This is a genomic window from Cobetia sp. BMC6 (assembly GCF_029991385.1).
Taxonomy (GTDB): domain Bacteria; phylum Pseudomonadota; class Gammaproteobacteria; order Pseudomonadales; family Halomonadaceae; genus Cobetia.
Genome location: NZ_JAKUMF010000002.1, coordinates 530,091 through 542,863 on the forward strand (window position 1 = coordinate 530,091; position 12,773 = coordinate 542,863).

General features: G+C 63.6%; 10 protein-coding genes. 7 read left to right on the top strand and 3 right to left on the bottom strand.

The genetic code is table 11. The annotated features are described in order from the left end of the window. Nucleotides 1-4: 4 nt before the first annotated feature. A complete protein-coding gene (cmoA, locus tag MKZ40_RS06490; protein ID WP_043335167.1) occupies nucleotides 5-751 on the bottom strand; it encodes a carboxy-S-adenosyl-L-methionine synthase CmoA in 747 nt (248 codons plus the stop codon). A 204-nt stretch (nucleotides 752-955) separates the two neighbouring features. Here cmoA and pgi point away from each other — a divergent pair, with 204 nt between their 5' ends. The 6 genes from pgi (at nucleotide 956) to MKZ40_RS06520 (ending at nucleotide 10,064) form a co-directional block, all read left to right on the top strand. Beyond that, on the top strand, nucleotides 956-2,659 hold the full coding sequence (pgi, locus tag MKZ40_RS06495; protein WP_175089733.1) for a glucose-6-phosphate isomerase: 1,704 nt from the start codon (nucleotides 956-958) through the stop codon (nucleotides 2,657-2,659). A 274-nt stretch (nucleotides 2,660-2,933) separates the two neighbouring features. Then, a complete protein-coding gene (locus MKZ40_RS06500; RefSeq protein ID WP_254627093.1) occupies nucleotides 2,934-3,686 on the top strand; it encodes a YqiA/YcfP family alpha/beta fold hydrolase in 753 nt (250 codons plus the stop codon). A 253-nt stretch (nucleotides 3,687-3,939) separates the two neighbouring features. Further along, nucleotides 3,940-5,820: a DNA topoisomerase IV subunit B gene (gene parE / locus MKZ40_RS06505; RefSeq protein ID WP_175089734.1), complete on the top strand. Its 1,881-nt coding sequence runs from the start codon at nucleotides 3,940-3,942 to the stop codon at nucleotides 5,818-5,820. 161 nt (nucleotides 5,821-5,981) lie between these two features. Beyond that, nucleotides 5,982-8,258 carry a DNA topoisomerase IV subunit A gene (gene parC, locus MKZ40_RS06510; RefSeq protein ID WP_175089735.1) on the top strand — a complete coding sequence of 759 codons (2,277 nt, stop codon included), beginning with the start codon at nucleotides 5,982-5,984 and terminating at the stop codon, nucleotides 8,256-8,258. A 106-nt stretch (nucleotides 8,259-8,364) separates the two neighbouring features. After that, nucleotides 8,365-9,576 (top strand): phosphoserine phosphatase SerB, encoded by a 1,212-nt coding sequence (serB, locus tag MKZ40_RS06515; protein WP_175089736.1) that lies wholly within the window; start codon nucleotides 8,365-8,367, stop codon nucleotides 9,574-9,576. A gap of 239 nt (nucleotides 9,577-9,815) precedes the next feature. Next, the gene (locus tag MKZ40_RS06520) at nucleotides 9,816-10,064 is read left to right on the top strand and encodes a TIGR02647 family protein (RefSeq protein WP_043335179.1); all 249 of its coding nucleotides are present in this window, start codon (nucleotides 9,816-9,818) and stop codon (nucleotides 10,062-10,064) included. 110 nt (nucleotides 10,065-10,174) lie between these two features. Here MKZ40_RS06520 and MKZ40_RS06525 read toward each other — a convergent pair whose 3' ends face one another. Further along, nucleotides 10,175-10,534 (bottom strand): 5-carboxymethyl-2-hydroxymuconate Delta-isomerase, encoded by a 360-nt coding sequence (locus tag MKZ40_RS06525; RefSeq protein ID WP_043335180.1) that lies wholly within the window; start codon nucleotides 10,532-10,534, stop codon nucleotides 10,175-10,177. Nucleotides 10,535-10,659: 125 nt separating this feature from the next. After that, complete coding sequence (gene epmB, locus MKZ40_RS06530) at nucleotides 10,660-11,892, bottom strand: EF-P beta-lysylation protein EpmB (RefSeq protein ID WP_175089737.1); 1,233 nt, start codon at nucleotides 11,890-11,892, stop codon at nucleotides 10,660-10,662. A 91-nt stretch (nucleotides 11,893-11,983) separates the two neighbouring features. Between epmB and efp the strand changes: the two genes are divergently transcribed. Continuing rightward, nucleotides 11,984-12,550 carry an elongation factor P gene (efp, locus tag MKZ40_RS06535; RefSeq protein WP_175089738.1) on the top strand — a complete coding sequence of 189 codons (567 nt, stop codon included), beginning with the start codon at nucleotides 11,984-11,986 and terminating at the stop codon, nucleotides 12,548-12,550. Nucleotides 12,551-12,773: the final 223 nt, after the last annotated feature.

A 12,773-nucleotide genomic window follows, 5' to 3' on the forward strand; every position in this document is an offset into this window, starting at 1 on the left:
GCGGTCATTCGGCGGCTTTGAAGGCGACCATCGAGGCGAAATTCAGGTATTGCAGCCAGGTATGGCTGCGCTGGAAGCCGGCGCGCGCCAGGCGCTCGTGATGCGTGTTCAGGCTGTCGGGCTTCATCACGTCCTCGAGGGCCTCACGTTTCTGGGAGATTTCCAGATCGGAGTAGCCGTTGGCGCGCTTGAAGTCATGATACCGTTCGATCAGCCAGGCATTCTCGACCGGATCATCGCTGATGATCTTCTCGGAGAGGATCAACACGCCGCCGGGTTCCAGCGCCGCGAACAGCTTGTCGATCACGGCATCGCGGTCTTCCGGCGGCAGGAACTGCAGCGTCAGATTGACCACGATCATGCCGGCCGGCTGATAGTCGAGGGTGCGAATGTCGGCTTCGGTGACGTTGATGCGGTGGTCGGGGAAGGCCTCGGCGAGTTCACGGCTGGCGCGCTCGACCATCGGTCGGGACAGATCGACGGCTTCGATCTCGATATCCTCGGCGGCCATCTCGCGGGCCAGCGCCATGCTGGCAGCACCCAGTGAGCAGCCCAGGTCATAGACCCGCGCGCCGGGGCGCAGGTGAGCGCGGGCCATCAGGCCCAGCATGGCGATGATCTGACCGTAACCCGGCACCGAGCGGCGCAGCATGTCCGGAAAGCAGCTGACGACCTGCTCGTCGAAGGAGAAGCTGGCGACACGGTCAAGGGGTGTCGTAAATATCGCGTCACGGTAAGATGCATCACTCATGGATCAAGACTTCATCGGGCAGTGGGCCAGGGCGACATGCCTGTGGCCGAGGACCGGCCGGGCAGAGTGCCCCGTCGGGCCCGCCATTCTACGCATTCGGCGCCCGTGACGCACCCGTCACGGCTGTCGGGTGATGCCTCCATCAATCGATTTCAGGCCGGGCCATGCAGGGCCGGTCATTACACTTCAAGGAGAGAGGTGGCCATGTCCACTCAATCAGCGGCACGTTCTGCGCGTCGTAATACCCAGGCTTGGCAGGCTCTCGCGCGCCATCATCAAGAGCAGATGGCCGATGTGCATATGAAGGACCTGTTTGCCGAGGATGCGGCGCAAGGGCGTGACCGAGTGGCGACCTTCACGCGCTCCGCTGCGGGGCTGCGTCTGGATCTCTCCAAGCAGCGCCTCAAGGGCGAGACCCTGGAGCTGCTGCTGGATCTGGCGCGCGAAACCGGCGTCGAGCAGGGCATCAAGCGCCTGCTGGCCGGTGAGCATGTCAATCGCTCCGAAGACCGTCCGGCGCTGCACGCCGCGCTGCGTCTGCCGCGCTCCGCCAGCCTCGAGGTGGATGGCGAGGATATCGTGCCGGCCATCCATGAGAGCCTCGAGCACCTGGCCGAGATGGTCGATACCTTCCACAGTGGCCAGTGGCGTGGCGCCACCGGCAAGCCGATCACCGATGTGGTCAACCTCGGGGTCGGTGGCTCGGACCTCGGCCCGCTGATGGTCTCCAGCGCCCTGAGCGATTGCCGCCCCAAGGACATCCACGAGATCGGCGTGCACTTTGCCTCGACCATGGATGGCTCCCAGCTGGCGGACTATCTGGAATCCTTCAGCCCGGAAACCACGCTGTTCATCCTGTCCTCCAAGTCATTCTCGACCATCGACACGCTATCCAATGCCCGCACCGCGCGCGACTGGCTGAAATCGCGTCTCGACCCGGAAGGGCGCCTGGAAGCGCTGATCAACCGTCAGCACTTCATCGGCGCTTCCGCAAAGCCGGAGAAGATGACCGAGTGGGGCATCGCGCCGGAACATCAGCTGCTGTTCTGGGATTGGGTCGGCGGCCGCTATTCGCTGTGGGGCACCATCGGCCTGCCCATCGCGCTCAACGTCGGCATGGAAAACTTCCGTCGTCTGCTGGCCGGGGCGCATGAGCTGGATGAGCACTTCCGCACCGCGCCGCTGGAAGACAATCTGCCGGTGCTGCTGGCGCTGGCGGGTATCTGGAACAACAACTTCCTCGATATCCGCGCCCACTCCATCCTGCCCTACGACGGTCGTCTGGAATACTTCGCCAGCTACCTCGAGCAGCTGGAGATGGAATCCAACGGCAAGTCAGTGACCAACGATGGCGAGATGATCGACTACTCGACCTGTCCGGTGCTGTGGGGCCAGCTGGGACCGAACGCCCAGCACGCCTTCTATCAGCTGCTGCACCAGGGCACCCAGGCGGTCGAGTGTGACTTCATCGCACCGATGTGTCGTTATGATCATGTCGAGGACGCCGAGACGCGCGCCCACCTCAAGGCACAACACCGCCTGACGCTGGCCAACTGCTTTGCCCAGTCACGTGTATTGATGCTTGGCGATGACGCCATCCCCGGTGATGAGGCGCAGCCGAACCACAAGCGCTACCGTGGCAATCAGCCGTCGACCACGCTATTGCTGGAAGCGCTGACACCGGAAACGCTGGGGGCGTTGATTGCGCTCTACGAGCAGAAGGTCTTCGTGCAGGCCACCATCTGGGATATCAACCCGTTCGATCAGTGGGGCGTGGAGCTGGGCAAGCAGATCGCCACCGCCACCGAAGCGACCATGACCACCGGCGAAGGCTTCGAGATGCTGGATGCCTCCAGCCGCGCGCTGATCGAAGCGGTGTGGGCAGCACAGGATCAGGACCCGCGCTGAACCCGCGGCGGATGTGAGTGAGGGGGGCGAGTGAGAGAGTGTGTGAGGGCATGCCGATATGCCGTGCAAGACGAGTGGCGGCGCCAGTCGCCGCTCTCTGTTGATTTATACAGTATTCTCGCTATCCTATAAGCGAATCAATCGTTTACACTAGACAGCACGACGCGGACCGTCGAAAACCCTGCTTCCAGCGCATGAACGCTCGAGAGATTCCTAGCCATCTTGAAGCGTGGGAGGGGCGGTGTCGCGGGCTGGCGTGTTGTCGGGAGTGCTGATGGCCAATTCCCTCTTTCCGTCAGATACGGCAGCGATGCACACCACCGCGCCCGTCAAGGGGCTGCTGTACCTGCACGGCTTCAATTCGGCCAGTTGTTCGCCCAAGGCGCGCTTGATGCAGCGCGCGGCAGAGCAGTTCGGCCTGCCGTGCGTGATGCCGGATATCCCTCCGGCGCCCGATGCGGGTCAGGCGGCGGTCAACGCAGCCTATCTCACGCTGTGTGAGCGCCTGGCGCTGGACCCCGCAGACCCCGCCTGTGATGACGCCATCATGGTGATCGGCAGTTCCATGGGCGGTTTTCTGGCCACCTGGCTGGTCGCGCGTGAGGCCGCACGCCTCGAAGGGCCGGCTGGTCCCTCCCAGAGCGTCTTGCGTCTGGGGCCACGCAGTGTGCTGATCAATCCGGCCGTGCGTCCCGCGCGACTGGTCAGCGAATGGCTCGGCTCGGTGCATGCCAATCCCTATACCGGCGTGACGTTTACCGTCACCGAGGATTTCGGCCCCGGGCTGCTTGCATTGGAAGCGGAGCCTGTCACGGCGCAGCGCACCCTGGTGCTGTTGGCGACGGCCGATGAGACATTGGATGTCAATGATGCCGCAGGGCTCTATCAGGGAAGCCGCTTGATCATCACGCCGGGTGGCGATCACGGTTTTGCGCAGTTGGCGGAATATCTGCCGGCGATCATGGCGCATGGCGGACACCGGCTGGCCCCCGCCACCGCAGCGGCGATGCATGTCGCGCCGGACTAGCAGGTCACGTGTGTGGTGCTTTCTGCCAGACCCGCCGCCACCCGCCACGACCTGGCTGGACACGGCATCTCCTGGCATGACATGGATTGCCACGACATGGATCGCCACGATACGGATTGGCACGACATGGCAGGGCGTTTGATGCTGAACGCCAGGCGCCGGTCTCTCATTTTTCAGGAATTCGTTGTTCGTCTCGCGCACGTGAAATGGCGAGTCGGATGGCGGACGTCAACACCAAGGACACAAGGCTGCGATGAGTCAGTACAGCGCCAGTTCCATTGAGGTCCTCTCCGGCCTCGAACCGGTCCGCAAGCGGCCCGGCATGTATACCGACACTTCTCGGCCCAACCACCTGGCGCAGGAAGTCATCGACAACTCCGTCGATGAGGCGCTGGCGGGGCACGCGAAGGAAATCCGCGTGCGCCTGCTCGAGAATGGCGGTATCGAGGTCGGCGATGACGGTCGTGGCATGCCCACCGACATCCACCCCGAGCATGGCGTGACCGGCATCGAGCTGATCCTCACCAAGCTGCACGCGGGGGGCAAGTTCTCCCAGGACAGCTATCGCTTCTCCGGCGGCCTGCACGGCGTGGGCGTCTCGGTGGTCAATGCGCTGTCGACGCGTCTGGAAGTGGAAGTGTGCCGCGATGGCCTGCGTCAGCGCATCGCCTTCGAGAATAGCGAGAAGGCCGAGGAACTGACCCGGATCGGCACCGTCGGCAAGCGCAATACCGGCACCCTGGTGCGCTTCTGGCCGGACGAGAGCTACTTCGACAGCCCGCGCCTGGCGATGCCGCGTCTGCGCCACCTGCTGCGTGCCAAGGCCGTGCTGTGTCCGGGGCTCAAGGTCGTGCTCATCGAGACCGATGGCAGCGAGACGACCTGGCATTACGAGGATGGCCTGCGCGATTACCTGCTCGGTGCCACCGATGGCTTCGAGCGTTTGCCGGAATCGCCGTTCGTCGGCCATTTCGAAGACGAGGAGCACGGGGTCGACTGGGCGATCCAGTGGCTGCCGGAAGGTGGCGAGCTGGTACAGGAGCCCTACGTCAACCTGATTCCCACGCCGCTGGGCGGTACTCACGTCAATGGTCTGCGCTCCGGTCTGCTCGAGGCGCTCAAGGAATTCTGCGACTACCGCAGTCTGCTGCCGCGTGGCGTCAAGCTGAGCGCGGATGACCTGTGGGAGCGCGCCGCCTTCGTGCTGTCGGTGAAGATGCTCGATCCGCAGTTCGCCGGCCAGACCAAGGAGCGTCTGTCCTCGCGCAGCGTCGCCGCCTTCGTCTCCGGCGTGGTCAAGGACGCCTTCTCGCTGTGGCTCAACCACCATGTCGACCAGGCCGAAGCGCTGGCGGAACTGGTGATCTCGGCGGCCCAGCGCCGCCTGAAGAGCGCCAAGAAGGTCGCGCGCAAGAAGGTCACCTCCGGGCCCGCGCTGCCGGGCAAACTCTCGGATTGCGCAAGCTCCGACCCTGCCGAAAGCGAGCTGTTCCTGGTCGAGGGTGACTCCGCCGGCGGCAGTGCCAAGCAGGGGCGCAACCGCGAGACCCAGGCGATCCTGCCGCTGCGCGGCAAGATCCTCAATACCTGGGAAGTCGAGTCGCATGACATCTACTCTTCCCAGGAGGTCCACGACATCGCGGTCGCCATCGGCCTGGACCCGGGCTCGGATGACCTCACCAAGCTGCGCTATCACAAGGTCTGCATCCTGGCGGATGCCGACTCCGATGGTCTGCACATCGCCACGCTGCTGTGCGCGCTGTTCGTGCGTCACTTCCCGGCGCTGGTGGATGCCGGGCGCGTCTTCGTCGCCATGCCGCCGCTGTACCGCATCGATCTGGGCAAGGAAGTGCACTACGCCCTGGACGAGAGCGAGAAGGCGCACATCCTCAAGCAGCTCGAAAGCAAGCGTGGCACGCCCAATGTGCAGCGCTTCAAGGGTCTGGGTGAGATGAATCCGCTGCAGCTGCGGGAAACCACCATGGCGCCGGACACCCGCCGTCTGGTGCAGCTGACGCGCAGTGTGGATGATGGCACCCACGAGATGCTCGACATGCTGCTGGCCAAGAAGCGCGCCAGTGATCGCAAGAGCTGGCTCGAGGACTACGGCAACATGGCCGATATCGAGGTCTGATCATCGGTTGAGCTTTCACGGCCAGTTGGACTTCGAAAGCCAACCGGGCTGCGAGGGCAGCTTAACTTCGAAAGCCAGACAAGCTGCGCGACAGCATTCTTTCGGGAGCGCCACAGTCAGACGCTCCCCGGTTTTACGCTCGTAATCAAGGTCAAGCGCCCATGAGCATGGATATCATGGTCGCGGAGGGTGACGTCGAACGTCTGGCCCTGCGCGACTACACCGAAAAGGCGTACCTCGACTACTCGATGTACGTGATTCTCGACCGCGCCCTGCCGCATGTCGGCGATGGCATGAAGCCGGTGCAGCGCCGCATCGTCTACGCCATGCGCGAACTGTCCCTGACGGCCAACGCCAAGTACAAGAAGTCGGCGCGTACCGTCGGCGACGTGCTGGGCAAGTTCCACCCCCATGGTGACAGCGCCTGTTACGAGGCGATGGTGCTGATGGCGCAGCCGTTCAGCTATCGCTATCCGCTGGTGGATGGCCAGGGCAACTGGGGTAGTCAGGATGACCCCAAGTCCTTCGCGGCGATGCGTTACACCGAATCGCGGCTGTCGAAGTACTCCGAGGTGCTGCTGTCCGAGCTTTCCCAGGGCACCGTCGACTGGGTGCCCAACTTCGATGGCACCATGAGCGAGCCCAAGGTGCTGCCGGCGCGTCTGCCCAATGTGCTGCTCAACGGTACTACCGGCATCGCGGTGGGCATGGCGACCGACATCCCGCCGCACAATGTGCATGAAGTCGTGGCCGCCACCCGCCATCTGCTGCGCCATCCGGACTCTGACAGCGATCAGCTGATGGAGCACCTGCCGGCACCGGACTTCCCCACCGAGGCAGAGATCATCACGCCGCGCACCGACCTCGCCAAGCTCTACCGCACCGGTCGTGGCAGCGTGAAGATGCGCGCCCGCTACGTGCTGGAAGAGGGCGATATCGTGATCACGGCGCTGCCGTATCAGGTCTCCGGCGCCAAGGTGATCGAGCAGATCGCCGCCCAGATGCAGGCCAAGAAGCTGCCGATGGTCGCGGATCTGCGTGATGAGTCCGACCACGAGAACCCGACGCGCCTGCTGATTCAGCCGCGCTCCAATCGTGTCGATATCGAAGGCCTGATGGCGCACCTGTTCGCCACCACGGACCTCGAGAAGAACGCGCGCGTCAACATGAACGTCATCGACCTCAAGGGGCGTCCACGGGTGATGGCGCTGCACGAGATGCTGGCCGAGTGGCTGCGCTATCGTCGCGCTACCGTGCGTCGCCGCCTCGAGCATCGTCTGGCCAAGGTCGAGGATCGTCTGCATATCCTCGAGGGTCTGCTGACGGCTTACCTGAATCTCGACGAGGTCATTCGCATCATCCGCGAGGAAGAGGACCCCAAGGCCAGCCTGATCGAGACCTTCCAGCTCTCCGAGCGTCAGGCCGAGGCGATCCTCGAGCTGCGTCTGCGTCACCTGGCACGTCTTGAAGAGATGAAGCTGCGTGGCGAGCAGGACGAGCTCAAGCGTGAGCGCAAGCACCTCAAGCATCTGCTGGGCAATGACGAGGCACTGATGGACCTGATCGACAGTGAGCTTGAGCAGGCCGCCGCCGACTTCGGCGATGCACGTCGCTCACCGCTGGTCGAGCGTGGCGAAGCCAAGGCGCTGTCTGAAGTCGAGCTGATGGGCGCCGACCCGATCACCGTCGCGCTGTCCGAGAAGGGCTGGATCCGTGCCGCCAAGGGGCATGATATCGACCCCGAGGGTCTGTCCTACAAGGCCGGCGACCGCTTCCATCTGGCGGCGCGCGGCAAGACCAATCAGCCTCTGGTGCTGCTGGATGACACCGGACGTGCCTACACCCTAGCCGCGCACAATCTGCCCAGTGCACGCGGACAGGGCGAGCCGATCACCGGGCGCATGAATCCGGCGGCGGGGGCGGCGATGGTCGGGCTGCTGCTCGATGCGCCTTCCGCACGCTATCTGCTGGCCTCCGATGGCGGCTATGGCTTCGTGACCACGCTTGAGCAGCTGACCGGCAAGAACAAGTCCGGCAAGGCGGCACTGACTCTACCGCGCGGCTGTGCGGTGCTGCCGCCGGTGGCGATTCCCGAAGTGCCTGAGTCAGCGCAGGGCGATGGGGCTGCGCTGGAAGTGGCGGTGGTGTCCAATGAAGGGCGCCTGCTTGTCTTCCCGCTCTCCGAGCTGCCTGAGATGTCCAAGGGCAAGGGCAACAAGATGCTGTCGATCCCGGGCGAACGCGCCGCCAACCGCGAGGAGTTCGTGCGCTCGCTGGTGGTCTTGCCCGCCGGCACGACCCTGGTGGTGCATGCCGGCAAGCGCAAGACCCTGCTCAAGGGGGCGGATCTCGATTATTATCGTGGCGAGCGTGGCCGCCGCGGCAGCAAGCTGCCCAAGGGCTTCCAGAAGGTCGACCGTCTGGCCGTCGATAGTTGAATCCGGGCCGGATGGCCTGGCTTATTAGCAGAGGTGCGTCGGCATTGACGCCGACATGCCCCGTGGGCGACACCTTGATGATTCATTGCTCAGGAATGATTTTCCAATGACACAACGTATCTTGATCCGTGCCACCGGTACGGCTCGTCCAGGACAGCTGGCGGGGCTTGGTCAGGCGCTGGCGCGCAGCGGCGCACGACTGCTGGACATCAATCAGAGCGTGACCTTCGGGCTGGTGTCGCTGGAAGCGCTGGTGGCTCTCGGTGCGGAGTCCGATCTGGAGGCCGCGCTGGCCGCCGCCGGTGAACAGCTGGGGCTGGATGTGCAGGCCGTGCAGGTCGGTGCTGAGGAATATGCGCGCTGGAGCCATCAGGCGGAGCGCCCGCGCTGGATTCTGACGCTGCTGGCGCCGTGCCTGCCGGCCGGCATTCTGGCCGAGGTCGGTGGCCTGACAGCCGAATTCGGGATCACCGTCGAGCTGATGCATCGTCTGTCGGGGCGTGAGCCGCTGGATGGCGAGTCACCGGCCGAAGGCGCCTGTGTCGAGTGCTGGCTGCGCCTGCCGGAGAGTGACACCGACATCGACGCCCTGCGCGAGAAGGCGCTGGCGCTGGGCGCGCTGCACGGTGTCGATATCGCGATCCAGGAAGATGATATCTGGCGTCGTCATCGTCGCCTGATCTGCTTCGACATGGATTCGACGCTGATCCAGACCGAGGTGATCGACGAGCTGGCGCGTCGTCACGGTGTCGGCGAGGAAGTCTCGGAAGTCACCGAGCGGGCCATGCGGGGCGAGCTGGACTTCAAGCAAAGCTTCCGCGAACGCATGAGCAAGCTGGAAGGCCTGGATGAGTCGGTGCTGGCCGATATCGCTGCCAATCTGCCGCTGATGGATGGGGTCGAGCGCCTGATGGCCAACCTCAAGGCGCTGGGCTATCGCACCGCGATCCTGTCCGGCGGCTTCACCTACTTCGCGCGTCATCTTCAGCAGCTGCTGGGCTTCGATGAGATCCACGCCAATGAGCTGGTGATCGTCAATGGCAAGGTCACCGGTGAAGTGCGTGAACCGATCGTCGATGCCGAGCGCAAGGCATTGCTGCTGCGCGAGATCGCCGAGCGTCATGGCCTGCGCATGGAGCAGACCATCGCCGTCGGTGACGGTGCCAATGACCTCAAGATGCTGGCCGAGGCGGGGCTGGGCATCGCCTTCCGTGCCAAGCCGCTGGTGCGTGAACAGGCGCGTCAGTCGATCTCGACTCTGGGCCTGGATGCCGTGCTCTACCTGATGGGCTATCGTCAGCAGGATCTCGAGCACTGATCCGTGATTCAGCCGCTGAACGCCCGGGCTGAGTCACAAGCCAGTGTGTGAGTGATACCGCCTCCATCGCCGCCGCGATGGGGGCGGTGTCGTCTGGTCATCAGATCGCAGAATAGTCCCAAAGCAGCAATGCGCTTTCAGGTGTGAGGGCTAGACTGGAGGGGAAGCGCCGACGACTCGTCGCTCGTCAGTTGACGCCATACTGAAATGCCACTCGCCACGCCGTCAGGAGTTTGCCCATGCCGTCACCCTATGACGATGAACTGCACCTGCTGTGCCTGTTTCCGCACGATGCCGCTCTCAAGGGCTTGAAGATTCGCCACGATGCCAGCCCTGACATGGTGGCCGCCGCCGAGCGTCTGCATGCCAAGGGGTTGACCACGCTGCCGGATGGCGGCTATCTGACGTCGGTGGGCCGTGAGGCCGCCGAGCACGCCCATCGTCTCAATGACCTGCTTCACGTCCCGATGGCCATGACGGGCACCTGAGTTCGCCCACTGGCTTGAATCGCTGATCGCGAGAAGGAAAAACGCCCCGTGGCTTTCGGCCACGGGGCGTTTTCGTATATGGCCTCAGGGGCAGTGAGGAATCCGTGCGCTCAGGCCTTGTGCTTGCGATAGGTCGCGCGGGTGATCTCGACGATCTCCACGCTGACTTCGCGGGCTGCCTCGCAGTGAGGCTTGAGGGCCTCCATCAGGATATCCGCCAGACGTGACTTGTCGTCATCGCTGCGGCCTTCCAGCTGATGGCAGTGCAGATTGACGAAGCCGTGCTTGTGCGCCAGCGGTGCCTGATTGCCGGCCAGACGCCAGTGACGCCAGCTTTCCGCGCGCACCTTGATGTCGGTTTCCTTGAACAGGCCGCTTTGCATGGCAGCGGCATGCAGGTCATCCATGATCGCGTCCATGTCGAGGCTGGGGGCCAGACTGTCGGCATAATCAATGACGAGATGAGGCATGTGATGGGCTCCTTGAGCGCGGCCACGCCTCTCGGGGCGTGTGCCGATGATGAAATTGGCCAGCGATAGTAGCAAATTTTGTGCGGCACGCCGCCTGTTGTTGCCTCACGCTGCCAGTGCGCCAATCACGCACTGGCGATGATACCCGTCAGGTTGAGCGAAGATGGCTCGCGCTCGTCGTCCGCAGGGGAAGACGCCGAAGGGTGAGTGGTGGCGTCGACTCCCGGAGGTGTCCTGGACACTGTGGTCTTGGACACAGAGGGCTTGGACACAGGGGGCTTGGACAGAGGTGTCTTGGAGCGTCGTCCTGGCACTTCACGTACCAGGCGCGGCATCAGGAAGCCGGGTAGATGCTCAAGCAGCGCTTCCATCAGGTTGCAGGCCTCGTCATCGCTGACCGCGAAGTGGGCGGCGCCCTGCACCGGGTCGAAGGCATGCAGGTAGTAGGGCAGTACGCCGCACTCGAAGAGACGCTCGGCAAGGGCCGTCTGCACTTCCACGCTGTCATTGACGCCGCGCAGGATGACGCCCTGGTTGAGCAGGGTGACGCCGGCGCTCTTGAGGCGAGTCATGGCGGCAGCGACGGCATCGTCCAGCTCGTTGGCATGGTTGGTGTGAATGACCAGCACCTTCTGCAGGCGTGTGGTGCCCAGCCAGCCGAGCAGCTCGTCATTGACGCGGTCCGGAATCACCACCGGCAGGCGCGTGTGGATGCGCAGGCGCTTGAGATGCGGGATCTCGTCCAGTGACTCCACTAGCCATGCCAGGCGCTTGTCGGGGGAGACCAGCGGGTCGCCACCGGACAGGATCACCTCGTGGATGCGCTCGTCGGCGCGCAGGTAGTCGAGGATATCCTGCCACTGCGCGCGGCTGGGCTGATGGTCATCATAGGGGAAGTGACGGCGGAAGCAGTAGCGGCAGTTGATCGCGCAGCCACCGCTGGCCATCAGTAGTACCCGGTTGGTGTACTTGTGGATCAGCCCCGGCAGTGGTGTATGTTCGGCCTCTTCCAGCGGGTCGGTGACGTAGCCGTCGAGCACGTCGGTCTCGGCGTCCAACGGCAGCACCTGGCGCAATAGCGGGTCGTCGGGGTCATTGGCGCGGATGCGGCTGGCATAGGCCTCGGGCACGCGGATCGCGAACAGCTCATGCCCGTCGCGGGCGCCCGGCAGCCACTCGCGCTCCAGCCCCAGACGCTCCAGCAGAGCCTGTGGAGAGCGGATCACGTCGCGTAGCTGTGCACGCCAGTCATTCGGGGCAGACGGGGTTTCAGCGGCAGTCGAGAAGGCCTCTGAGGCACGACTTTCGTGGCTGTTGTGCGGGATGGTATGCAAGGATGCAGGGGTTCGGGTTATCATGCGCATCACTTCTAGTCATGATTGCAGCCAATTGACTGCAATCTGGAATTCATGGCGGGCAAGACCCGTTAACGAGTCGAGAGCGAGCAAGATGGCCAACTATTCTACCAACGAATTCAAGTCCGGTCTGAAAGTGATGCTGGACAATGATCCCTGTGCCATCGTCGATAACGAACTGGTCAAGCCGGGCAAGGGTCAGGCCTTCAACCGCGTCAAGCTGCGCAACCTGAAGACCGGTCGTGTATGGGAGCGTACTTTCAAGTCCGGCGAGAGCATCGAAGCCGCCGATGTCATGGAAGTCGACATGGAATACCTCTACACCGACGGTGAGATGTGGCACTTCATGCGTACCGATGGCTCCTTCGAGCAGTACGCTGTCGATGGCAAGGCGCTGGGCGACAACGTCAAGTGGTTGAAGGAGCAGGTCGTCTACACCATCACGCTGTGGAACGACAACGCGATTGCCGTGACGCCGCCGAACTTCATCGAACTGGAAGTCGTCGAGACGGACCCGGGCCTCAAGGGCGACACCGCCAACGGTGGCTCCAAGCCGGCGACCCTGTCTTCCGGTGCCGTGGTGCGTGTGCCGCTGTTCATCAACCAGGGCGAAGTCCTCAAGGTTGATACCCGCAGCGCCGAGTACGTGTCTCGCGCCTGAGCCCTTTCGCTCACGTCGTGAACACCCTGATGCCTCGCCTCGTGCGGGGCATCATCGTTTGTGCTGCTCATTTGTGCTTCTCTTTCGTGCTGGTCATACGTGGAGGGTGATCGTGTCGATCAGCCCTCTCGGTTGGCCAACGTCTTCTGCTGGTCCCTTCCTCGAGCTTCCCATGTCTGATGCCGATTCTTCCGCCGCTGCTTCACCTCTTTCAGCCGCTGCC